At 35.5% G+C, this 23,277-nt stretch carries 25 protein-coding genes and 1 other RNA gene; 13 read left to right on the top strand and 13 right to left on the bottom strand.

Features of this window, described 5'->3' with window-relative positions; all coding sequences use genetic code 11:
- Position 1 precedes the first annotated feature (1 nt).
- Entirely contained in the window at positions 2 to 742 is a 741-nt protein-coding gene (locus tag WEEVI_RS04450; protein WP_013597969.1) for a hypothetical protein, read from the top strand.
- 27 nt (positions 743 to 769) lie between these two features.
- Here WEEVI_RS04450 and WEEVI_RS04445 read toward each other — a convergent pair whose 3' ends face one another.
- Entirely contained in the window at positions 770 to 1,111 is a 342-nt protein-coding gene (locus WEEVI_RS04445) for a helix-turn-helix domain-containing protein (protein WP_013597968.1), read from the bottom strand.
- A gap of 136 nt (positions 1,112 to 1,247) precedes the next feature.
- On the opposite strand from WEEVI_RS04445, the gene WEEVI_RS04440 reads away from it, so the two are divergent.
- The 6 genes from WEEVI_RS04440 (at position 1,248) to WEEVI_RS04415 (ending at position 5,985) form a co-directional block, all read left to right on the top strand.
- Complete coding sequence (locus tag WEEVI_RS04440) at positions 1,248 to 2,348, top strand: CHC2 zinc finger domain-containing protein (RefSeq protein WP_081448699.1); 1,101 nt, start codon at positions 1,248 to 1,250, stop codon at positions 2,346 to 2,348.
- Between the two features lie 119 nt (positions 2,349 to 2,467).
- Positions 2,468 to 2,953, top strand: coding sequence for a hypothetical protein (locus WEEVI_RS04435; protein ID WP_052295759.1), 486 nt, complete (start codon positions 2,468 to 2,470; stop codon positions 2,951 to 2,953).
- Positions 2,954 to 3,018: 65 nt separating this feature from the next.
- Positions 3,019 to 4,077 (top strand): RHS repeat domain-containing protein, encoded by a 1,059-nt coding sequence (locus WEEVI_RS10915; RefSeq protein WP_052295758.1) that lies wholly within the window; start codon positions 3,019 to 3,021, stop codon positions 4,075 to 4,077.
- A 204-nt stretch (positions 4,078 to 4,281) separates the two neighbouring features.
- Positions 4,282 to 4,530 (top strand): hypothetical protein, encoded by a 249-nt coding sequence (locus WEEVI_RS11255; RefSeq protein WP_126414876.1) that lies wholly within the window; start codon positions 4,282 to 4,284, stop codon positions 4,528 to 4,530.
- Positions 4,527 to 5,597: an RHS repeat-associated core domain-containing protein gene (locus WEEVI_RS04420; RefSeq protein ID WP_013597965.1), complete on the top strand. Its 1,071-nt coding sequence runs from the start codon at positions 4,527 to 4,529 to the stop codon at positions 5,595 to 5,597. The genes WEEVI_RS11255 and WEEVI_RS04420 overlap by 4 nt, the downstream gene beginning before the upstream one ends.
- Positions 5,581 to 5,985 (top strand): hypothetical protein, encoded by a 405-nt coding sequence (locus tag WEEVI_RS04415; protein WP_013597964.1) that lies wholly within the window; start codon positions 5,581 to 5,583, stop codon positions 5,983 to 5,985. The genes WEEVI_RS04420 and WEEVI_RS04415 overlap by 17 nt, the downstream gene beginning before the upstream one ends.
- Positions 5,986 to 6,106: 121 nt before the next feature.
- On the opposite strand, the gene WEEVI_RS04410 is transcribed toward WEEVI_RS04415, so the two are convergent.
- On the bottom strand, positions 6,107 to 6,295 hold the full coding sequence (locus WEEVI_RS04410; protein ID WP_013597963.1) for a hypothetical protein: 189 nt from the start codon (positions 6,293 to 6,295) through the stop codon (positions 6,107 to 6,109).
- Positions 6,296 to 6,449: 154 nt separating this feature from the next.
- Positions 6,450 to 6,850: a transfer-messenger RNA gene (gene ssrA, locus WEEVI_RS11130) on the bottom strand.
- 160 nt (positions 6,851 to 7,010) lie between these two features.
- On the opposite strand from ssrA, the gene WEEVI_RS04405 reads away from it, so the two are divergent.
- On the top strand, positions 7,011 to 8,513 hold the full coding sequence (locus WEEVI_RS04405) for an aldehyde dehydrogenase family protein (protein ID WP_013597962.1): 1,503 nt from the start codon (positions 7,011 to 7,013) through the stop codon (positions 8,511 to 8,513).
- 62 nt (positions 8,514 to 8,575) lie between these two features.
- Complete coding sequence (locus tag WEEVI_RS04400) at positions 8,576 to 8,953, top strand: DUF779 domain-containing protein (protein ID WP_013597961.1); 378 nt, start codon at positions 8,576 to 8,578, stop codon at positions 8,951 to 8,953.
- Here the strand turns inward: WEEVI_RS04400 and meaB are convergent.
- Genes meaB through WEEVI_RS04385 form a run of 3 tightly spaced genes read right to left on the bottom strand, consistent with a single transcriptional unit; the run spans position 8,950 to position 11,509 of the window.
- A complete protein-coding gene (gene meaB, locus WEEVI_RS04395; protein WP_013597960.1) occupies positions 8,950 to 9,915 on the bottom strand; it encodes a methylmalonyl Co-A mutase-associated GTPase MeaB in 966 nt (321 codons plus the stop codon). The genes WEEVI_RS04400 and meaB overlap by 4 nt on opposite strands.
- Positions 9,916 to 9,952: 37 nt before the next feature.
- Entirely contained in the window at positions 9,953 to 11,002 is a 1,050-nt protein-coding gene (gene thiL / locus WEEVI_RS04390) for a thiamine-phosphate kinase (protein ID WP_013597959.1), read from the bottom strand.
- Complete coding sequence (locus tag WEEVI_RS04385; RefSeq protein ID WP_013597958.1) at positions 11,003 to 11,509, bottom strand: acyl-CoA thioesterase; 507 nt, start codon at positions 11,507 to 11,509, stop codon at positions 11,003 to 11,005.
- A 102-nt stretch (positions 11,510 to 11,611) separates the two neighbouring features.
- Here WEEVI_RS04385 and WEEVI_RS04380 point away from each other — a divergent pair, with 102 nt between their 5' ends.
- Entirely contained in the window at positions 11,612 to 12,448 is an 837-nt protein-coding gene (locus WEEVI_RS04380) for a universal stress protein (protein WP_013597957.1), read from the top strand.
- A gap of 112 nt (positions 12,449 to 12,560) precedes the next feature.
- On the opposite strand, the gene WEEVI_RS04375 is transcribed toward WEEVI_RS04380, so the two are convergent.
- The 3 genes from WEEVI_RS04375 to WEEVI_RS04365 form a co-directional block, all read right to left on the bottom strand.
- Complete coding sequence (locus WEEVI_RS04375; RefSeq protein WP_013597956.1) at positions 12,561 to 13,913, bottom strand: TlpA family protein disulfide reductase; 1,353 nt, start codon at positions 13,911 to 13,913, stop codon at positions 12,561 to 12,563.
- A gap of 31 nt (positions 13,914 to 13,944) precedes the next feature.
- A complete protein-coding gene (rnhA, locus tag WEEVI_RS04370) occupies positions 13,945 to 14,418 on the bottom strand; it encodes a ribonuclease HI (protein WP_013597955.1) in 474 nt (157 codons plus the stop codon).
- A gap of 110 nt (positions 14,419 to 14,528) precedes the next feature.
- The gene (locus WEEVI_RS04365) at positions 14,529 to 15,275 is read right to left on the bottom strand and encodes a lysophospholipid acyltransferase family protein (protein ID WP_013597954.1); all 747 of its coding nucleotides are present in this window, start codon (positions 15,273 to 15,275) and stop codon (positions 14,529 to 14,531) included.
- Positions 15,276 to 15,393: 118 nt separating this feature from the next.
- Here WEEVI_RS04365 and pgi point away from each other — a divergent pair, with 118 nt between their 5' ends.
- On the top strand, positions 15,394 to 17,052 hold the full coding sequence (pgi, locus tag WEEVI_RS04360) for a glucose-6-phosphate isomerase (protein WP_013597953.1): 1,659 nt from the start codon (positions 15,394 to 15,396) through the stop codon (positions 17,050 to 17,052).
- Between the two features lie 29 nt (positions 17,053 to 17,081).
- On the opposite strand, the gene WEEVI_RS04355 is transcribed toward pgi, so the two are convergent.
- Positions 17,082 to 17,777, bottom strand: coding sequence for a YjjG family noncanonical pyrimidine nucleotidase (locus tag WEEVI_RS04355; RefSeq protein WP_013597952.1), 696 nt, complete (start codon positions 17,775 to 17,777; stop codon positions 17,082 to 17,084).
- A gap of 54 nt (positions 17,778 to 17,831) precedes the next feature.
- Here WEEVI_RS04355 and WEEVI_RS04350 point away from each other — a divergent pair, with 54 nt between their 5' ends.
- Both WEEVI_RS04350 and WEEVI_RS04345 read left to right on the top strand, forming a co-directional pair.
- Complete coding sequence (locus WEEVI_RS04350) at positions 17,832 to 19,097, top strand: lipopolysaccharide biosynthesis protein (protein WP_013597951.1); 1,266 nt, start codon at positions 17,832 to 17,834, stop codon at positions 19,095 to 19,097.
- 21 nt (positions 19,098 to 19,118) lie between these two features.
- Entirely contained in the window at positions 19,119 to 20,369 is a 1,251-nt protein-coding gene (locus tag WEEVI_RS04345) for an oligosaccharide flippase family protein (RefSeq protein WP_013597950.1), read from the top strand.
- Here WEEVI_RS04345 and radC read toward each other — a convergent pair.
- The 3 genes from radC to WEEVI_RS04330 form a co-directional block, all read right to left on the bottom strand.
- Positions 20,366 to 21,085 (bottom strand): RadC family protein, encoded by a 720-nt coding sequence (gene radC, locus WEEVI_RS04340; RefSeq protein ID WP_232013426.1) that lies wholly within the window; start codon positions 21,083 to 21,085, stop codon positions 20,366 to 20,368. The genes WEEVI_RS04345 and radC overlap by 4 nt on opposite strands.
- Positions 21,054 to 21,488, bottom strand: coding sequence for a hypothetical protein (locus WEEVI_RS04335; RefSeq protein ID WP_126414880.1), 435 nt, complete (start codon positions 21,486 to 21,488; stop codon positions 21,054 to 21,056). Before WEEVI_RS04335 ends, radC begins: the two co-directional genes overlap by 32 nt.
- Before the next feature lie 90 nt (positions 21,489 to 21,578).
- Positions 21,579 to 23,261 carry a glutamine--tRNA ligase/YqeY domain fusion protein gene (locus WEEVI_RS04330; protein ID WP_041942072.1) on the bottom strand — a complete coding sequence of 561 codons (1,683 nt, stop codon included), beginning with the start codon at positions 23,259 to 23,261 and terminating at the stop codon, positions 21,579 to 21,581.
- Between the last annotated feature and the right edge of the window lie 16 nt (positions 23,262 to 23,277).

Below are 23,277 nucleotides of genomic sequence, written 5' to 3'. Positions count from 1 at the left end.
TATGACATTAAGATATATCGCATTAGGATTAGATTACAATACTTATATTAAGACGGACAATAAACTACGTTATCAATTTCAGTTACATACCCGTTTTATTAGTAATTATTTTTCAAAAGCAATCAGGAAATATAAATTTGATACTAACGGAACATTCAATATGATTTCTATTTCGTTACTACCTGATAATGGTTCAGTAGAAACTAAAATAACAGCAATAAATGTACTTGAAACCTACTTACCATTTGACCAGAAGCGTTATGAACAAATAAAAGGTACAGAGGATTGCAGTTACTATTTGGAATTGTTGGAGCAGGGTTTTAAAAAGGCTTCCGAATTTACGCCAATTCCATTGGACACGCTTTTAAATTTGATTGGGGAATTTAAAAAAGGAGGGTGTAAAAATGAATGGTTGCATAAGAAAAAACGTTTTACAGAGGAAGATTTAGAGGTTATTTTGACTTGTGAGTTTACTACAAATTATTTTCAACTGATAGCAACCATAAACCAAATATCAACTAAAAAACAATTAGTTAAAGGAGTAGTTATAAGGACAGAACCTGATGAAGTTCTGTTTGATAAAATGTTTAAAGACATCTATATAGATGACAATATCATAATAACTGATAGTTCCGATAGTCCAAGAATAATTATAGATAAGGGAAAAATATTTGCTGGAAAGCTCGACTTTGAAATACGAGGAGATAAAGAGATACAAGAAATGTTATCTTATGAATTATAAACAAAGCCACTCAATGAGTGGCTTTGTTTATTTTAGAAACGCTTGTAATTTACTTTTAGCAAGATAGGCATCAAGTAAGGAAAACACACATTCTTTGTCTTTTTCTGTGAGCTGGTCAATCTCTTGAAATCTCTTCAACATAGTTGGGTCTTTTAAAAACTGGGCTTCTTTAGCTTCGCCAATCAAATATCCGACGGTAGTTCCGAGTTCATCGGCTAACCTTTTAACCACGTCAATAGAAGGCTTCATCTCATCACGTTCATAACGTCCGATAACAGTATGTACACTGCCAATCAATTTAGCCAAATCCTGTTGTGAAAGGTTTTTGGCTTCTCTTGCTTCTCTTAATCTTTTACCGAAAGTAACCATAATTAAAACGTATAAGGTTAATAAATACCTTTATTTTAAAGGATAATGCAAATATATAAAACGTTTACGGTTAATTAAAATCGTCAAAATTTTGGTATATAAAACTCATTCGGTATCTTTGCACCGTAAACGGTTAATGAATTTTTTTTTTAAAAAAGTTTTTAAGTATGGAAATAAGCGAGATAAAAGCGAAGCTCACAATGGCAAACGTACTCACTATTACGGATTAAAAACCGACAAGCAGAGCCGGATAAGCTGTCCGTTCCACGAGGACAAAACCCCGAGTATGCAGGTGTATTACAAAACGCAGACGGCATACTGTTTTAGTTCCAACTGCAAAACCAATGGTAAAAGTATGGACGTGATAGACTTTATAATGCACAAAGAGAACAGTACCAAAGCCCAAGCCATTAACAAAGCAAAAGAAATAGTAGGCTATCAAAAACCAGACAGCAAGGAACGCTACCAACCCGAATTAACCCGAGAGCAGTTTTTAGGGAATATGTACCAATACTTTAAAAATGCGGTCAGCAACTCAAAGCCTGCAAAGGATTATTTACAGCAAAGGAATTTAGATTTTAAGAAAACCGAAATCGGCTACAATGCGGGGCAGTTCCATCACGGAGCAAGGAAAGACGAAAATGTAATTGCTCAATGTTTGGAATACGGTTTACTGATAGACAAGAATATTTTAGGACGTACAGGCGAAAAGGCTTATGGAGTGTTCGGGAAATGGTGCATTTGCTTTGCTCTGAAAAATAAAGAGAATGAAGTAACAGGATTATATTTTAGAAGTACGTTAAACGATAAAGAAAGTAAGCATTTTTACTTAAAGAACCGCCAGGGCTTATATCCAAATTATCCCGATAAGAATACTAAAAAGTTAATCCTAACGGAAAGCATTATTGACGGAGCAAGTTTGTTGCAGATAAAAGAAATAGCGGATAATTACAGTGTATTGGCTTGTTACGGAACGAACGGACTAACCGAAGAACACCAACAGGCAATAAAGGATTTACCGCAGTTAGAAGAAATCATTTTCTTTTTTGACAACGATACAGCAGGAAAAGAGGCGGTTAAGAAATACGGAGCAATGCTCAAAGCTGAATACCCGAAACTGAAATTAACCACAGCAGAACCGATAAACAAAGACATCAACGAAACCTTACAGGGACACGATGAGAGCATATTTATTGAACTTTTAAATAATCGAACCGAACTTATTTTTTTCATCTGAAGAAAAAAATAAATCAGAAGAACCCAAAGAAAAAATAATTGCCGGCGGTGGCTCACCGCTAGATTTTTTGAAACGGAAACATTTCCGAAACCAGATGGAAATCAGCCAACAATCCAACGGTGAGAAGCTATGATTATGCTTACGATGGACTCAACCGATTATTGGATGCTGCTTACACCAAAGGAAATTACCAAGTGGTAAATGCCTATAACGAGAGTTTGCAATATGACCACAACGGTAACATCAAAAGCATCGTACGTTCGGGCAATCAAGACCTTAACAATAACACGGTTTACATTGATGATTTGGAATATACCTATCAAGCCAACTCCAACAAATTGCTGAAAGTAAAAGACAAAGTCTTGCATGCAAGCGGTTTCAAAGACGGAGCAAACACGGGGAATGATTATGCTTACGATGCAAACGGAAATTTAACACAAGATTTGAACAAAGGAATATCCGAAATTAAATACAATTACCTAAATTTACCTACAGAAGTTATTTGGAATAGCAACAAAAGGATACATTACGCCTACGATGCAAACGGTGTAAAGCTAAGAAAAGTAGTAATAGATGGTAGCAAAGTAACCACACAGATTATTTAGGTGGATTTCAATACAAAAACAATGATTTACAATTCTTCCCAACAGCGGAAGGGTATGTAAATGTGGTGACCAATAAAGTTAGTGGTGGCAGAAGTTATAATTATGTTTACAATTACACGGATCATTTGGGTAACGTAAGATTGAGTTATGCTTGGGATGACACCGAAAACAAATTAAAAATATTGGAAGAAAACCACTACTACCCTTTTGGGTTGAAACATAAAGGTTACCAACCGTTACAACAAATCATTGTAACTCCAGGTGAAGATATTGCAAGTAATAGAACAACTATTGAAGCAAAATTTGGCGATATAGGAATAGGAATTGATAATTCTATCTCAACGGGTTCGGCTACGTATAATTATAAGTACCAAGGACAAGAACGCCAAGATGAACTCGGACTCAACTGGGACAGCTTTAAGTGGAGAAACTACGATTATGCGATTGGTAGGTTTTTTAATCATGACCCTTTGAGTGAAAAATATGTATATAATAGTCCTTATGCTTTTCAAGAAAATAAAATGGGGATGGGTAGAGAGTTAGAAGGCTTAGAACTTGAAACTTTTGAATATCTTAAAGATAAAGCAAAGGATGCAGCAAATTACGTTACTAAGAAAGCTTCTGAAGCTAAGCAGTGGACAGATGAAAATAAACCAACAGTTTATGTAGAGGCAACAGCTTCTGTTTCAGGAAATGTTGGAGTAGAAGGAAAGGTCAAAGGACCTGTGAATATAGGATTTAAAGGTAATTATAAAGGAAATGAATTAGGGTCTGTTAAATTGGGAGCAGAGTTGGACTCTAAAGCTAATTTAAATAACAGTTCAGAAGTTGATTATTATGGAAAAGATGGTCAAGTAAAAGAAACTTCTGGTTTTGGACTTTCAATGTTATTTGGTTTCGATCAGCAAAATGAAAAGAAAGTCGATCAGAAAACAAAAGAAGTTACAGAGTCATCAAAAAGTACGACCACATCAGTATCAATTTTAAATTCTACAATTAAGGAAAAAACGCAAAACGGTAAAACTAGTACAGAGAGGTCTAATTCAGCTAAGCTTGGGTTGGGAGTAGGAGCTTTCCTTAACGTTAATTTTGGTGTTGAGATAGGAATTAAATTTAAAAATTAAATGTTTATGGAATATATCAGTCGAAAATATAATTACTTATATTTTATATTAATGATATTAATTTCACTTTCTTTTATAGGTGTAGTGCTTATTATAATACTAGTCAATATTCATGAAATTATTTTAGAAAAGAGAATTTCTTCAATTGTTTTTACGTTATGCTATATTTCAATATTTATGTTCCTTATAAGATTTTCATATATAATGAATACAATAATATATGAATCAGAGACAGATAAGATAATCATAAAGAAGCTTTTTTTTAAAAAATATTTTAAATTAAATGAAATACAGAAAGTTGATAGATTTATCTTACCTTATCTTAATTATATTAAAATAGGTGGAAAATCATATTTTTTTATATCAAGAACAGTAGATCCATTTGGACAACACTTTAATTTTGATTTTGAAAAAGATTTAAAAGAGATAAGGAATCTTTTAAAGAAAAAATGATAGGTAGTCATTATTACCCTTTTGGGCTGAAACATACAGGTTACAATGATTTGACCTTGGGTGTAGAAATTGTAAATAGTAGTGATGTTCGTGTGGGTATAGGTGTAGTAAATATGCAAACCTCGGGTAGTGATAGTTATAACTATAAGTTCTTAGGACAAGAGCGTCAAGACGAATTGGGACTTAATTGGGACACGTTTCGATATAGAAATTATGATTATGCAATTGGTAGATTTTTTGGTGTTGATCCTATTACGGAAGATTATATGTCTATTAGTCCATATCAATTTGCACATAATAATCCAGTTTGGAAAATTGAGTTAGAAGGGTTAGAAGGAATTCCTACTACTGGTCAAGATGTAATTAATAGAGAACCTCGTGTCTTGGCAGTATTTTATCACGGTGGTCCTGATGGAGATGGTAAAATAAGATCAACAACAGAAGGTACAGGAGGTGCTGGTGATAGATTTCAAGCTACTGCATCTTACGCAAGATCTCAAGGAATGGATTTTAAAGGAGCTGTAATATCTCCGTCTTTAACTCAAGGTCCAGGAGTTGAAACAGGAAAGAGCTTTTTGGAGAGTAATTATCAAGAGGGAGATATGGTTGTTGTTTATGGCTATAGTTATGGAGGGGATAATGCTGTAAATTTAGCAGAAGCAGTTCCTGATATTCCAATTAATACAATGGTTATAGTGGATAGTTCAGATGGTCCTTTACGAGGAGCCACTGTTAATACAACTATACCAGATAATGTCAACACAGCATATAATTTTTATCAAGATAATAGTTCTGGCGCTTCTAGTTCGTCAAGAGCTTCTGGTTCTTCGTCAGGTGCAACAAGCAGTAGTAGTGGAAGTAACAGTAGCGGGAGTAGCAATAGAAGTAATAGCGGGAGTAGTAATTCGCCAGGATCAAGGGGATATCCACATTCTTCAGGAGGTAGTGCTAATGTGAAGAATATTAAAATAACCGGGGATAATGTAAATCACGGAAATATTCAAACAACAGCAGGGCAGAACATACAAAGTAGAATAAATCAAAGGATAGATGAATATGGTAACTAAAAAAGCAATAGTGATTATACTTATCACATTATTAATATCCGTTTTTGTATATTTCTTTTTCTTTTACTTATCAGTAACCGATATAAAAAATATAAATTTAAGCGGTTATGTCTTTGATGAAGAAACAAAGAAACCAATTAGTAATGTATTAGTTGTTGTTAATAATGAAAGATATGAGGATGACAAAGGAAATAAAAATTATGATGAATATTTAGGAAAAGATAAAATCAAACTATATTCAGATAGCAATGGATACTATTCTACAGTTATAGAAAAAAGTGCGTTTATAACTCTATCCTTTAAAAAGGATGGTTATATCAAAAAAGAAGAAGCGGGTAGATATTCAAGTAAACATATGAAATATAAAACATTCCTAACAAAAGAATAAGTACCAAAAACCCCGAACATTGCTCGGGGTTTATTGTTACAATGTAGCCACATTTTTGTTGAAGAAGTCTTTAAACTTAGACTTTGTGAGCATTGTATCAATGATACGGTAAACCGCATTTTTATCTTCCTCTTCTACGTGTTTGGTTTTCTTCTTCTTTCATTTCTTCTTCTCTTTTTAAATTTGCATCTTGATACATGTCGGGATCATTGACATTTAAATTGATATCGCTTTTATTTTGTTTTTGCTGTTGCTTTTGCGGATATGAAATACCATTGATGCTATTAATTTCGTTTGAAACAATGTTCATATCAACTGTAATCTATTTTGCTATCTCAGGGAATTTATCAATTAGATTTCTCTGAACTTGGATACATTATGCAAAGAAAAACTCGGACTAAAATTAGGATACAGTCCCTGATTTAGTCCGAGTGTATTTTTAAATCATTGATGTTTAGTATATATTGTGGAGCTGGCGGGATTCGAACCCGCGTCCAAACAAGTAACCAATAAGCTTTCTACACGCTTAGTTTATTCTCTATTTTCGACTTACAGCCAGAAACAAACATCTTGCTATAAGCTTAGTTTCTAAATTTTCGAATGACTTGCGAAACAAAAGTCAATCTATCCTTACATTCCTGTGCCTCTGTATCAAACGCCGTAAGGCGAGGCTTTTGAGAGACATTCAGCTTTCGTACATTGTACGAACGTGGCTTGAGACTTACTATAATTCGGTCGATTAAGCAGCTAAAGCGTATTCTTCGTTGCCAGTTAAAAAGTCGAAGTGCCAGATTAACGTGCGTACACAACATTGCACGACGTGCTTACTTATCCATTATCCTTGCTGTCAAAACCAGTCAGCCCCAGATTTTCAAATATTCGGACTGCAATACTACAACAATTAAGCCAAACTAGAAAATTGTAATCCATCTAATTATTTATTTTTTTTAACAGATTTTATCCCATAAATGATATATTTTCACAGAAAGTAAATTTCATTAATCTTTAGATAAAAAATTAAAAATATGAGTTTAGTACAATTACCAGAACTTAAGCAGACTTACGACAACTACATTAACGGAAAATTTGTTGCGCCTGTCCAAGGAAAATATTTCGATAACATTTCACCAGTTACAGGTAAGGTTTTTTCTAGAGCTGCTCATTCATCCAAAGAAGATATAGAGTTCGCTGTAGATGCGGCTCACAAAGCTTTTGAGACTTGGAGCAAAACGTCTGCAGCTGAACGAAGTAGGATTCTAAATAAGATAGCTGATCGGATGGAAGAGAATCTAGAAAAAATAGCGGCAGTAGAAACGTATGATAATGGAAAACCCGTACGTGAAACTCTCAATGCAGATATTCCTTTAGCAATTGATCATTTCCGATATTTTGCAAGTGTAATTCGAGCAGAGGAAGGCTCATTGAATGAGTTGGATAAAAACACGGTCTCTCTTATTGTTAATGAGCCGATTGGTGTTGTGGCGCAAATTATACCGTGGAACTTTCCAATCCTAATGGCAGTTTGGAAATTGGCTCCCGCTCTTGCTGCTGGATGCACAGTTGTATTAAAACCTGCAGAAAGTACTCCTGTCTCTATTATGTATCTATTCGAGTTGATTGGCGATTTGATTCCAGAAGGAGTCGTAAATATAGTAAATGGTTTTGGATCCGAGTTAGGGCGTACCTTAGTTACCAATCCTAAAGTTGCCAAAGCTGCTTTTACAGGTTCAACCGCAACAGGTCGAATGGTGATGCAGTATGCAACCGAAAATATCATACCAGTTACATTAGAATTAGGTGGAAAATCTCCGAATATTTTCTTTGAGTCGGTCATGGCAGAAGATGATGATTATCTTGATAAAGCACTGGAAGGTGCTGTGTTGTTTGCATTAAATCAGGGAGAAATCTGTACTTGTCCGTCGAGATTGTTGATACAAGAGTCCATTTACGATCGATTCATAGAAAAAGTAGTACAACGAACAGAAGCCATTGTTACGGGAAATCCTCTAGATACAAATACAATGATAGGAGCACAAGCTTCGAAAATTCAATATGATAAAATTCTTAATTATATCAAACTTGGTAAAGAAGAGGGAGCAGAATTATTAACCGGTGGTGAAGCCAACCCGTTAACAGGAGATATTGCAGAAGGTTATTACATCAAACCCACCTTATTCAAAGGGGATAATAAAATGAGAATTTTCCAAGAAGAAATCTTCGGACCGGTTTTGGCTGTTACAACCTTCAAGGATCAAGAAGATGCAATACGTATTGCTAATGATACTATTTATGGTTTGGGAGCGGGTGTTTGGACTCGAGATGCGCATCAATTATATCAAGTTCCGCGTGCGATCCAGGCAGGTAGAGTATGGGTAAATCAATACCATAGTTATCCAGCAGGTGCTCCTTTTGGTGGGTACAAACAATCGGGTATCGGACGAGAAAATCACAAAATGATGTTAGACTATTATCGCCAAACCAAAAATATGTTGATTTCTTACGATAAAAAGAAATTAGGTTTTTTTTAAGTTAAAATTATGATAAAAGAGAGTTTTTACTCTCTTTTATTTTTAATAAAAATACAATTAGGATGATCAGTAGAGTAGATGCAACTGATAAAGCAAAAGAATTGTTAGCACAATTAAAAGAAACACACGGAGATCTAATGCTCTATCAGGCTGGCGGATGTTGTGAGGGTACGCAACCTCAGTGTTTCGTGAAAGATGGATATTATCTACGCACCAATGATGTTTGTATCGGTGAAGTAGATGGAGTAGAGTTTTGGGTAGATAAAGATTTGTTCGAATATTGGAAAAATGCCCACTTTACATTAGATGTTATCGACGGTTTTGGCGCTGGTGGTTTTTCGTTAGAAATACCGTTAGGCAAAACTTTTCGTATCGATTATCGCTTGTTTACAGCGGAGGAGTTAGAAAATTTAGTACCCGTAAAACGTAACGAAGTTTAGACATTTGGCATGTCTCCCAATTGGTTTTTGATCCAGTTTTGTGCAGTTTCGAAAGCCGTTTCATCGGTGTGTTCTTGTAGTGGAAATCGAGATAGCAAAGCTTTTATTCTTTTCTCTGCCAACTCGAAAACATAGTTTTTGGTTTGCTGTGCTCTTTGTTCTTTTCTATTGCGTTCGTAATAGCCATTCTCGAGAATAAAATCAAAATACAATTCTATTTGTTCCCAAAGAGTGGCAATGCCTTCTCCTTTCAGTCCAGAACCAAGGATTGTTTTTCGTTTCCACCCAGAGGGTTTTGCAGGTAGAAATTGTAAAGAACGTACAATATCCAATTTTGCTTCTTTCGAAAGTTTTTCTTCGAAAATATCCGTTTTGTTAATAAATATTAGATCAGCCATTTCCATAATTCCTCTTTTTATACCTTGCAAATCGTCTCCCGAACCAGGAAGTTGAAGAAATAAAAACAAATCGGTAATCGAGTTCACCAAAACTTCAGATTGTCCTACACCTACTGTCTCAATCAGGATATGATCAAAACCAGCGGCTTCACAAAGCAACATGCTTTCGTAGGTTCTGATAGTGATTCCGCCCAAATTTCCATTGTTTGCACTTGGACGGATGAAGGCGTTTTTTTCTCTAGCCAATTCTTCCATCCGTGTTTTATCTCCAAGGATACTTCCTTTTGATAAGATACTACTCGGATCGATTGCCAAAACCGCAACTTTTTTTCCACGATTCACCAACAATTTCCCAAGAGATTCGATAAACGTACTTTTACCAACACCCGGAATTCCAGTAATCGCAATTCTTTTCGAGTTTATTTTTGCTGGCTCTAATGCTTTGATTAGTTGTTGTACAAAAATCTGGTGTTCTTCTTTTGTGCTCTCGGCAAGCGTAATCGCTTTACTCAAGCAAGCAATATCGCCCTGCGTAATCGCGTTTTTATAGTCGATGAGATTCATGGCAATCAGTTTTTATTTAAAATTTTGGTAGGATGAATTAGGCTTCCTGCTCTCGCCAACCTTGTGCGACTAATGGAACTTTTTGTTCGTTTCCTTTGGTGATTAAGAAACTTCCTTCTTTTTCTTCACCTACATATCCAATGATTGAGAAGTTAGGATTTCCTTTTATCTTATCAAAATCTTTTTGTTTGATAGTGAACAATAGCTCGAAATCTTCCCCTCCGCTCAGGGCACAGGTGATTGGGTTGATATTGAATTCTTCTGCGGTTCTAATAGTTGAAGGGTCAAGTGGTATTTTCTCTTCGTATATATTCATACCCAAACCGTTTTCTTTGGCAAGATGCAAAACTTCAGAAGATAATCCATCCGAAATGTCTATCATCGAGGTAGGCTGAACGTCTAATTCTTTTAGAAGTTCGAGTATATCTATTCGTGCTTGTGGTTTTAGTTGTCGCTCGATCAGGTATGTATAATTACTAAAATCGGGCTGATTGTTAGGGTTTACTTTGTTTACTTGCGCTTCTCTTTCGAGAACTTGTAATCCCAGAAAAGCACCACCTAGATCGCCAGTAACCACTAATAAATCTTTGGGTTTTGCACCTTTTCTGTACAGAATCTTTTCTTCTTTTGCCGAACCAATTGCGGTAAGAGAAACACAAAGTCCGCGAGTAGATGAAGTTGTATCTCCCCCTACAACATCCATTTTTAGTTGATCGCAGGCGTATTTTATACCGTTATAAATTTCATCAACAGCTTCTATGGTAAAACGATTCGAGAGAGCAATATTTACCAATAATTGTTGGGGTTTTGCATTCATGGCAATCAAATCACTTGCGGTGGCCATTGTTATTTTATAACCCAAGTGACGTAATGGCATATAATCCCATCGAAAATGAATTCCTTCTATAAAAATTTCAGAAGTCACCAAAGTTTTTTCGTCTTTGTAGTCGATTACTGCTGCGTCATCGCCAATTCCTTGTAGGGTAGAAGTTAGTTTGGGTGGGAATCTTAAGGCTATTTGCTCGATAAGGCCGAACTCACCTAATTCATCTAAACTGGTTTTGGATATTTTTTTATCGTCTAACATTTACATATTTTTAAAAGTTGTAGGATCTATATTCTGAGGAAAAGAAGGTAGTTTTTTGAGGTCGGCTTTGGTCAACGTTTTTATTTTTCTTTCTCCAACAGATTTTTTCAGCTGGGTCAACATTTCGGCTGGCGGTGCCTTCATTTTTCTGTCGATAAGAGAAAACCAAACACCGGTTAATAGGCTATGACAAAGGTGTGTGCCATCTTTTCGGTAGAGGTTGTGTACAAAAGTGTATAGCATTCCGTCTTCCGACATTCCGTCGATTTCTGCGGTAATATAGATTTCTTCGCCTTCGTAGGCTTCTCTAAAAAAAGAAAATTGCTCGTGTAAAATAGCAGGACCTATTTGTAATTTTCCTAAATCTTTCATGCTGATGCCAAAATCTCGAAGAAATGCAATCCGAGCAAAGCTAGTAAAATTCATATAAGAGCTATTCGCTAAATGGCGATTTGCATCCAAATCAGACCAGCGAACGATGGTTTTTTGGTAATACGTATTTTGCATAAAAAATCATTATACCACAAATATAAAAATTAATTAATGTAGAGAATTGGGAAAAAAAGTTGTAAATTATCGGAAATAAAAACAGCTAATATTTATTTAGACATGAAAAAGATTCTTTTTCCTACAGATTTCTCAGAGACAGCAAATAATGCGTTGGTTTATGCATTGAATTTAGCAGAAAATCAGAACGCAGAGTTATACGTTTTGCATACGTATAGTGCACCAATTGTGAATGGTGGCTATAGTCCAGAATTGGTTTTTACAGTTTATGAAAGTATCGAATTAGGTACGTTTGAGAATTTTAAAGATCAAATTCCTGCAATACGAGAAATTGCAGAGCGACATAACTTGGGACATATTCCTATGAAATTTATTTTGAAAGAAGGTTTTCTGGTAACCAATATTCAAGATATTGTAAAGGAAGAAAATATAGATGTTGTAGTGATGGGAACCAATGGCGCCTCGGGGATAGATAAGGTTTTGTTTGGGTCTAATACTATAAATGTCGTTAGTAAAATAAAAACACCTGTGCTTTGTGTACCGATAGATGCCGAATTTAGAGGGATAAAATCTATTTGTTTTACAACCAATTTCGAGGAGAAGGACATCGATACTTTATACCATATGATTGAGATTGCAGAGCGTTATAATGCTATTGTACATTGTGTAAACATCAACAATAAAAATGAAAATATAGAAGAATTGCAAATCTGGAAAGAACGTTTTAATGACGAGCCGGTGCAGTTCCATATAGTGTATAATGAGAAAGATGCCGAAAAAGCGGTTTTGGATTTTATCGATACCAACCAAATAGATGTAGTGGCTTCTGTTGCAAGACACAAAACGTTTTTCGAGAAAATTTTTGGGCGTAGTTTCACCAAGAAGTTAACGTATCATAGCAAAATTCCGGTGTATGTTTTTCATGAACAAAAAGAATAAATTTATTTATCAAATTTCTTCATAAACTATTTGGGAAAAAGTAGAAGCAAAGTTGGTACATTACTCGTCGAAGCTTCTACTTTTTTATTACCATTTTTGATAGAAGGAGTAGTTAACGAGCCAAATTGGTGTCTATCAGTTGGCGTATACTACTTTGCGAAGGATTCGGAGCATTGAGACTAATGATTTTACCATCTTTCCCAATCAAGACAAATCGTGGAATGAAACGAATATTAAGTTGCGAGAGGAAAGCATTCGATGTCAGGCTTTCTGCTCCAGCAAAAAGTTGCTCGAAAGGAAATTTTTGCTGTGCTACCACCTTTCTCCAAATCTCTTTGTCGTCTTCTTTATCGATAGAAATTCCTAAAAAAACAATGTCTTTACCCGCATAGTCAGCAGCCAACTTTTTCAGGTGCGGAAACTCCATAAAACAAGGTCTACACCAAGTTGCCCATAAATCTATATAGACCAATTTGCCTGTAAAATGGCTTAGTTCGATTTGTTCGTTTTCCGAGTTCGGAAAAGAAAATGATAAGCTTGGCTGACTGCGAATTTCATCCAATTTCTTTTTTGCTTCTTCGGCCGCTTCTATAATAGTTTTATCTTTTGTGTTATTTAGGATGGTTGCGTACGTTAAATCACTTTCACTCGAATTTTGATAAATGTTCGGAATCAAGTTTTTAAGAAATTGATCTTTGATTTTTTGTGATTTTATTTTCTCTACAACATCAGGTAAACGCTCTGTGAGTAATTGTTCATCCAACACATATCCTACCAAATAACGGTATGATGGAATACTGTTATAATCCTCTTCATTGTTGATGTCTATGTTTTTTAGTTCTGCTTCTATTTCGGGGGTAAGTTGAGGTTTTTTATTATAGAAATAGGCATATGCATCTACATAAGCATACAAATGCAGCAAATATTGATAGTGTAAATTCTTTTTTTCGGCCTCGTAGAAAGTCAGTTCTACTTGTGGTTCTATTTTTTTTAGATTATCTAGAAAATGATGGTAATGTTGCTGCAGATTGTTACGGAATTCTTCTGCAGGCTTATTGTAGAACTTTTTTTCATCAGAGAGAATTTCGCCGATTTTTGCATCTTTCTGCATCAGGAAATTATTTCTTATTGCACCAGTTCCAGTAAATTTTAGACTGTTTTCTAAATTGATATAATCGGCTTCAATCATGATTTGGTCACCTGGGATTAGATATATCGGAAAATCATTTCTACCATCGGAAAATCGGTAATAGCCTTCATGTGAAATATTCACAGTATCAGAAAAATTTCCATCCGGGTCAATCGGAAAACCTTTTTCTCTGTTGTCTAATATCAAATATATACTATCGATATTGACATTTTTTAGGTGTCCAGAAAAAGTGATTTGTGGTTGATCACCTTCTGTTTTACAGCTGAAAAACCCCAATAACAATAAGCTCAGGATAAATAAGATGCTTTTTCTCATGATTTCTCTCTTCTTTTTTACAAAAATACAGTTAATTTTGGTTTAGATGTTGTTCAAAGAAGTGATCAATCTCGAAATTTTCTTTTGTGTTTGATGCCAAAACAGCTAATTCATCTGCACGCTCATTCCAAACATTTCCTGCATGCCCTTTTACCCATACAAGTTGCACTTGATGTTTCGGGTAAACTTGAAGAAAACGTCGCCATAAGTCTTCATTTTTTTTGCCTTTGAAATTTTTTTTCATCCAACCAAAAACCCACTTTTTTTCTACTGCATCTACTACATATTTGCTATCGGTATATATGGTAATAGGCGTATTGGGTTTTTTTAGCATTTCTAGTGCAACAATCACCGCAAGCAATTCCATTCGGTTATTGGTAGTGAGTCGATAACCTTTATTTACTTCTTTTTTTATTTTTTTTTCAGTTTCCAATAAAATCAAACCATAACCTCCTGGTCCTGGATTACCAAGAGATGAGCCGTCGGTATAAGCAATTATTGCCATGTGAAAGTTTTAGGTGGTTTTTGTGTAAAAAATTATTTGGTTAAGCTAAAGTTTTCAGCTAGCTGTTATAGGATTACAAAAATACGTTGCCGAAACCGAGGAAGCAAACCTTATTGGCGACAGTTTTGTAAATCTTGCCAAAGGAGTTGATGGCATTTTTGTTTCAATTGGTCTTTGGTCGAATGATTGTATCCTTTGGGGTGAACAATCGCACTGAGTTTTACGTGAACTTTGCCAGGATAGCCATGAAAATAATCAAATGGGAACATTTTTTTTAGGCCACAAATCGTGAAAACTGCAACAGGAGTTTGGGTTTCGATCGCGATAGAAAAAGCCCCATCTTTGAAATTGTCTAAATCGATAGACATATCATCGGGTACGCCACCTTCTGGGAATATAAAAATACTAAGACCATTAGCTAGGCGTTCTTTGGCCTCAGGGTAAACATTTGCTCTACTCTTAATATTCGAACGATCAACCGGGATACAAATCCGTTTGTATATCAACCCGAAAATAGGAATGCGTGATAACTCTGCTTTTCCTACGAAAACTATCGGGTGTTTTTTTAGGATATGTAGCATTAATAATACATCGACAATTGAGGTGTGATTGGCAATAAAAATATAGGTTTGATTGGGGTCGAGCTCTTCTTTACTAGAATAATCATCTCTAAAACCCATGCCGTAGAACATAAACGTTCCCCAAAATTGGATAAATCGATAAGCGATTGGGTAGGTAGAATTAGAAAAAGATAAGGGAAGAACAATAAAAAGTCCGATTGGGATGATATAAATACTAGCGAGTAGTAAAAACCAGATTCGCCAAAGAATATTTAGAAATCCACACAAATATTTCATGTTTTTTAGGCTGATAAGTAGAGCGAAGATAAAGCTTTCGGTTTACAAAACAGATGCAAACGAAGAAATTTTCATAATTTATTTTGTAAATTTGGTGTGATTTTGCTTAATATTAAACATGACCCTACCTAAAATAAATCCACAAAAAACCAATAGTTGGGCACGACTGATGGAGCATTTCTATGAAATGAAAGGTATTACATTAGCAAACTTGTTTACATTGGATAAATATCGATACCAAAAATTTTCTATAGAAACAGAAAATATACTATTCGATTATTCTAAAAATATTCTTACTCAAGAAACAATAGATTTGTTGTTGCAGCTCTCAGACGAATGCAAATTAAAAGAGGCTATTAAACAGCAATTTAAAGGTGAAAAAATCAATGAAACAGAAAATAGAGCTGTATTGCATACTGCTCTGCGAAATCCTAACCAGAAAGGCTTAAAGGTAGATGAAGAAGAAATTACACCCAAAATAAACAAGGTCTTAGGGCAAATGAAAAGCTTCAGTCAAAAGGTAATTTCTGGCGAATGGAAAGGCTATACAAACTTGCCTATTACCGATGTAGTGAATATAGGTATCGGAGGTTCTGATTTGGGGCCGCACATGGTCGTAGAAGCGCTAAAAGCATATAGTAATCATCTAAAGATTCACTTCGTGTCGAATGTAGATGCTTCTCATTTGCAAGAAACAGTTCGTCTGCTTAATCCAGAAACAACTCTATTTATCATTGTCTCTAAAACGTTTACAACCCAAGAAACCATGACCAATGCAACATCAGCAAAATATTGGTTTTTAGAAAACGGAGGCACAGAGCAGACCATAGCACAACATTTTGTAGCGGTTTCTGCTAACGAGAAAGCAGTAGAAGATTTCGGAATTGATCCTCAACAAATGTTTGTATTTTGGGATTGGGTTGGAGGACGTTATTCACTTTGGAGTGCAGTGGGTCTCAGTATTTGTTTGGCTGTAGGGTATGATTATTTCGAAGAACTCTTGTCGGGTGCACAACAAATGGATGAACATTTTCTAATAAAAGATTTCAAAGAAAATATTCCTGTATTAATGGCTTTAATTGGCATTTGGTATACAAACTTTTTCGATGCCGAAACTTATGCAATTTTTCCTTACGATCAATATTTGCATCTTTTTGTTCCGTTTCTACAACAATTGGATATGGAAAGTAACGGAAAATCAATCGATCGTAATGGAGAAAAAGTATCCTATCAAACCGGTCCTGTAATTTGGGGTGAACCTGGGACGAATGGTCAGCATGCGTTCTATCAATTATTGCATCAAGGTACTAAATTTATACCTGCAGATTTTTTGATTGCTGCCCAACCAGTGCACTCGATAGGCGATCATCACCAAAAATTAATGGCTAACTTTTTGGCTCAGACAGAAGCATTGGCTTTTGGTAAAGATAAAGAAGCGGTTATTAAGAAAATGAATCAACAACAATTTCCTGCAGAGGAGATTCAACAATTGGTTGCGCATCGCTGCTTCGAGGGAAATCATCCTACCAACTCTATTTTATATAAAAAGTTGGAGCCTAGGATCCTAGGAGAGTTGATTGCGATGTACGAGCATAAGGTTTTTGTACAAGGAATTATTTGGAATGTTTTTAGTTTCGATCAATGGGGAGTAGAGTTGGGTAAAGAAATGACAAAGAAGATTTTGCCAGAACTCATCAGTAATCAGCAAACTACAAACCATGATTCTTCTACAAACGGACTTATCTCTCAGTATAAAAAATGGCAAATATGTGAATAGAGCTTTGCTAGGATGGAGTACAAAAGAGATTATAAAAACTCCTTTATTTCCTCTAATGTTTGGACATTTATTACTCCATCGTAGGTAAGCTTTTCATCGAATCGATCGAAAAATACCGAGTGCATCCCGAAATCTTTAGCTCCTACAGCATCGGCAATCCAATCGTCTCCTATGTAAACAGATTCTTCTTTTTTTGCTCCAGATTTATCCAGCGCATGTTGGAAGATTCTCGGGTCAGGTTTCAAGATTTGCAGTTCGTCTGCATAGGTCACAGTATGGAAATAGTTTTGCAAATTAGATGAGGTGATTTTACGTTGAGAAACTTCTATAAAACCATTGGTAATAATATGTAGTTGATAAGCTGGTTTCAGGTAATCGAGTAACTCGATTGCACCCTCCACCACCAAATTGTAGTTGGTAATCGTCTCCATATACTCTTTCTCGAAAAGTGCTGCCAAAGGTGCGTCGTCGATTCCCATATTGGTAAAAGCATCAAGAAAACGACGCTCACGTAATTCTTCTTTGGTAATTTTTTTGTCTCGGATAAGTTCCCACAAACCTTCGTTGCTGTCATGATAATAAGGATGAAATTCTTCAAAATCAAAACCATATTTTTCTTGTACTTCGTATTTCTTGTACAATTCTGCTAAAGCTAATTTCGCATTCCCACGGAAATCCCAAAGGGTATTATCCAAATCAAAAAAAATGTGTTTTATCGTGTCCATGTACGCAAAGCTACTATTTTTATGTAGATTTGTTAGTTAAGAAAAGCTGATCATTTGTTAAAAACTAAGATACAAAAGTTCCAGACCAAAAATGCCAAAGGTGTTCTATCGCTTTTGGCAGGTAACACTTTTGCACAAATGATCATGGTAGCAGGCGGTTTTGTGCTTGGTCGTTGGTATGGTCCAGAGTTTACGGGTACTTATAATGTTTTTCTTAGTTTTGTAGCCATTTTATCGATTCTTTGTTCTTTCCGACTAGAAAATATATTTGTTTTATCAAAATCACCTAGAGAAATAAGAAATTTATTTTCTTCCTTATTGGTTCTGAGTACAATATCAATTACATTGTTTTTTTTGGGTTATGCAGTCTTCGAACATATTATACCATTAGGAACATCGCTTTGGATTGTTTTTCTTAGTAGTCTTGGTGCACTTTTTTCCGCATGGATGAACATACAAACTTCACTTTTTACGAAGTATAAATTGTTTGAAAAAATCTCTAAGGGTTTTGTTATCAATGCTTTGTCTACTGTGTTTTTGCAGTTTGTTTTTTATGGTTTAGGATACAAAAGTAATGGTCTGATTTACGGAACTTTGATCGGAACGATTATTACTTGCTTCTATTTTTTTCGTATTACCAAAGGGCGGATAGTTTTGCCAGACTGGCAGAAATCAAAAAAAACAATACATGAAAATCGCGAGATTGTTCGATTTACTTTGCCATCAGAATCCCTGAACGTGGTAGCTAATAATATGATGAATATTCTTTTAGCATTTTATTTCTCGAAAACAGATGTCGGACTTTTTGCAATGTCAGCGAAAGTTTTGGTTACTCCTTTGGTTTTATTGTCCAACTCTATGTCGAAAGTATTTTTCCAGAAATCTGCTCAATTGGTTCATGCAAAAGCGCATCAATTGTATCGATTTTCATGGCAAGTAGTTCAGTATAATGTTTTTGCGATTTCGGTTTTTTTAGTTCTGATGAATACCATTGGCGTGTTTTTATTAGATTGGATTTTGGGGCCAGAATGGCAAGGCTTACAAAAGCTTGTACGGATTCTTTCTTTTTGGATTCTTTGTAGAAGCGCACTCAACCCTATACAATCGGTGGTTATGGTCATTAAAAAAAATCATTATGCATTGATTTTCAATATATATTTGGTGTTGGTTACTTTTTTTGCTGTCTTTGTAGGAGGTTCTAGAAATGAACTTACCACAAGTCTAATCTTATACTCGTTTTTGGCTGGATTGGGCTATTTGATTCAACTCTTTTTTGTGATGAAAGCGCTGAAAAAAATATCCTCAAAAAAAACACCTTGATGATAATCAATAGAAGTTATTATGCGTAGTTTTTTACTTTTTCTTCGAGATTTTGTCCGCAACAAAGGACTGATGGTTTTCTTGTCTATCCTAATCGAAAAAATTACCGCTCTGGTAAATACTATCTTTGTTGTACGCCTGATTGCCCAAGAAGATTACGGACTAATAACATTAGTGGCCTCATTATTTGGTGTGTTTGCAGCTTTCAATGGTTTGGGAGCTTCACAGGGATTACTGCGGTTTGGTTCGCTCGAAAAAGAAATAGAAGACAAAGAAAAATTAGCTCATTCTATTTTCCGAAAAGGGCTTCAAAGACAACTTATTCTGCTCGTTTTCTTCATTATAACAGCGCTATTGTATGAACTGAAATATCCTGATATTTGGTTGATTGTATTGTTTTTTGCGGTACGATTAATTGGCTTTTATTTCTATATGTTCATAAAAAGCTACTACCGAATGCGGAACGAAAATGATCAATTTTCTAAAATCTCTATCACAATCAATATTGTTGGGTTGTTACTGGTCTTGGCTTTTACTTATTTCTATGGCATGTTTGGTTATCTATTTGGTTTGGCAATCACTCCGTGGATCTCGATTGTTTTCTTCCCGAGATTGTTGTTTGATTCTGCTCGTTCTTTCGATTTGAAACTGGATATGAAAACCTTCTGGAACTATTCTTTCAATTCTGCTTTAACCGCTTTCCTATCCGAAATGCTTTTTATTTTAGATGTTTTTATTATCGGGTTATTGCTCAACGAATTAGAGGTTGCTAATTATAAGCTCGCAATTATCCTACCGATGAATCTCATGTTTATCCCCGTCATTTTTATGCAAACTGATTATCCTAAATTGGTAGAAAACTGTCGTAACAAGCAATATTTACTTTTTTATATCCGCAACTATTATAAGCTTTTCATACCACTTAGTTTATTTTTTATTACGATAGGATTTTTTCTGAAAGATTGGCTTATTGGTTTTGTATTTGGAGAAAAGTACCAACACAATGGCTGGATTTTTTGGATAATTTTGATAGGAGTAGGAGCCAATATGTGTTTCAGAAATTTGTATAGTAATTTACTTTCAGCGGTTGGTTGGGCGCAAAAAAATACAATTGTAGCCGTCGTTTCTATCCTTATGATGACGATTTTAGGGTTTATTTTTACCTATTCTTTCGGGATTGTAGGAGCGGCAATTGCACTAACTATAACTTTTACTTCTATGGGGATTTTTTCGGCCTTTCTATTTTCCAATTATTTGAAACAATTATCCTAAAGCAAACCTTCATCTGCAAAACTAAAGTAGGATGTTTGCGTTACAATCAAATGATCTAGAATATTGATGTCGAGAACTTTTGCGGCTTCTTGCAGTTTTCTTGTTAATGAAAGATCACTTTCACTTGGTTTTAGGCTGCCCGAAGGGTGGTTGTGAGCCAAAATCATAGCGGTAGCCATCTGTTCAATTCCTTTCTTGAAAACGATTCTGATATCGACCAAAGTTTGAGAAATTCCTCCACGGCTTATTTGTTCTAATTTGAGGACTGCATTTCCTTGGTTGAGATACATTACCCAAAACTCCTCTATCGGTAAATCGGCCATCTGTAATTGTAGTAGTTGATAGGCATCTTGGCTACATGTAATTTTGGGGCGCTCTAGATGCAGTTGAGCGTTTCTTCTTCTGCCTATCTCCAATGCCGTAAGAATACTTATGGCTTTTGCTTCGCCGATACCTTTAAAACTACACAAATCCTTTACCCCAAACTTGGCTAATTCGTTCCAGTTATTATGAGCAGCTTTTAGGATTCTTTGTGCCAGTTGTACTGCAGATTCATCCCGATTTCCACTCCCCATAATTATGGCAAGTAATTCGGCATCCGATAATGCTGCTCGACCTTTTAGTAGTAATTTTTCTCGTGGTCGATCATCTTCTGCCCAACTTTTTATCGATTTTTTTTCTTGCTCATCGTTCATCATAGTTTTCTTTCTTACCATTTTTCTCGTAAATGTCAGTGAAGCCATCATGGATTTCTTCAGTCAAAATCAATAGATTGTTTTCCATAGAATACGAATAACGATTTACACCTACTTCTAGAATAGGTAGAGGTTTTGTACTATGAATGCTTTGTCCGTATGTCAGGATATAATCCGATTCAGAAGCTTTTTTTCCCTGTACAAATTTTGTTATTTTTCGTTCGGTGATTAAGAGATATGTACCGTGGTTTTCTTTTGTTGCTGTGGGTGTATTGCCCGTAAGTCCACCGCTTCTCGATTTCCAAAACCATTTACCGGTAATAGAGTTGTCTTTTGGTTTTTGGTCGGATGAAAGAGATTGTGTTTTGCACCCCACCAGAAAAACAAGAATAAGGAGAAAAGAAAAAATACGGAGTTTGTTCATTTTTTTAGTTTTGATCGAATAGGTAAGATAATAAAAAAAGCTCGAAGAATACATCGAGCTTTCTAGATTTTATTTTTTCTACTAATTTGTTTACTTGTTTATTTTCGCCCAAGTGTCTTTTAAAGTAACTGTTCGGTTGAAAACCAACTTATCGTCTGTAGAATCACGATCGAGTGCAAAATAACCAATTCGTTGGAACTGAAATTTATCTTCTACTTTGGCACTCTTTAGCTCAATTTCACCGAATCCTTGTTTTATTTCTAAAGAATTTGGGTTGATGTATTGCATAAAGTCAACTTCTTTTTCTGCATCTGGAGATTCTACCGTGAATAGTCGATCATACAGGCGAACTTCGAGCGGAATATTATTATTTGCCGAAACCCAATGCAAGGTTCCTTTTACTTTTCTTTTAGAAGCTTCTGTTCCACTACCTGATTTAGAATCAGGGTCATAGGTTGCGAATATAGTCGTTATTTTCCCGCTTTCGTCTTTTTCTACTCTTTCTGCTTTGATAATATAGGCACCTTTTAGGCGAACTTCATTCCCTAATGAAAGTCGGAAGAATTTTTTAGGAGCTTCTTCCATAAAATCGTCGCGTTCGATGTAGATTTCTCTTTCGAAAGGAACTTCTCTAGAACCTGCATTTTCATCTTCTGGATTATTCTCTAAAACAAGGATTTCTTCTTGTTTTTCGGGATAATTTTCGATAATTACTTTTACTGGATCAATTACAGCCATGACACGTGGCGCTATTTTATTGAGATGGTCGCGAATTGCAAATTCTAGTAAAGAGATTTCCATAACGTTGTCGCGCTTAGCAATACCTGCTTTTTCCCAAAAATTTTTAATCGATTCTGGCGTATAACCTCTTCTGCGAAGCCCAGAAATTGTAGGCATTCGTGGGTCGTCCCAACCAGTAACAATTTTGTCTGTAACTAATTTTAGGAGTTTACGTTTAGAGGTAATCATATACGAAATGTTTCCTCTAGCAAATTCTCTTTGTTTTGGCTTTTGATGTTGACTTTCTAACTCGACTTGATCCAAATACCAATTATATAAATCGCGGTGATTTTTGAATTCTAATGAACAAAGCGAATGAGAAATGCCTTCTATGTAATCCGACTCTCCATGCGTCCAATCGTACATCGGATAAATTTTCCATTCCGTCCCGGTCCGATGATGAGGACGATTTAGGATGCGGTACATTACAGGGTCGCGCATATTCATGTTCGGAGAGGTCATGTCTACTTTGGCTCGCAATACATGTGAACCTTCTGGGAATTCACCGTTTTTCATTCGCTCGAAAAGTTCTAAGTTTTCTTCTACCGAACGATTTCTATAAGGCGATTCTATTCCAGGTTCTCCTGGATTTTTGCGCTGTTCATTGATCACTTCCGAGGTCTGATCATCAACATAGGCTTTTCCTTCTTTAATCATTATTACAGCCCAATCGTAAAGTTGCTGGAAGTAGTCAGAAGCATAGCGTTCTTCGGCCCATTCGAATCCTAACCATTTTACATCTTCTCGAATAGAGTCCACATATTCTTGTTCTTCTTTATCGGGATTCGTGTCATCGAAACGTAGATTAACAGGTGCATTGTATTTTTCTCCAAGACCAAAGTTTAGACATATTGCTTTAGCGTGACCAATATGTAAATAGCCATTGGGCTCTGGCGGAAAACGAAACCGTAAATTCTCTCTAGGCATTCCGTTTGCCAAATCATCTTCTATGATTTGTTCGATAAAATTCAATGATTTTTTTTCTTCTTCCATATTAAGTACGATTGAG

Origin of the sequence: Weeksella virosa DSM 16922, assembly GCF_000189415.1 — a bacterium.
GTDB lineage: Bacteria > Bacteroidota > Bacteroidia > Flavobacteriales > Weeksellaceae > Weeksella > Weeksella virosa.
Note: the sequence above shows the minus strand (reverse complement) of the source record. Positions and strands in the feature narration are given on the sequence as shown.